We start from the raw sequence: 230 nt of genomic DNA on the forward strand, positions 1-230 counted from the left end.
CAGCAGGTGGTGCTCCGGGAGCAGGTGCAAACGTTACCCTTCGTGGTGGTGCATCGATCACCCAAGGTACAGAGCCACTTTACATTGTGGACGGTTTCCAATTGGATAATGCATTGAATGTTATTAATCCAAATGATATAGAAAGTATTGACGTACTAAAAGGAGCTTCTGCAATTGCGATTTACGGGGCACGTGGTTCCAATGGTATTATTGTTATTAAAACAAAAACC

The 230-nt window shown here is 43.0% G+C and carries 1 protein-coding gene; it reads left to right on the plus strand.

What is annotated here, in order from left to right; all coding sequences use genetic code 11:
• A partial coding sequence (locus SCA31_RS25800; protein ID WP_410699773.1) for a TonB-dependent receptor plug domain-containing protein occupies positions 1–230 on the plus strand: 230 nt, incomplete at both ends.

This window comes from Chryseobacterium sp. SIMBA_028 (genome assembly GCF_046535285.1).
Lineage (GTDB): Bacteria > Bacteroidota > Bacteroidia > Flavobacteriales > Weeksellaceae > Chryseobacterium.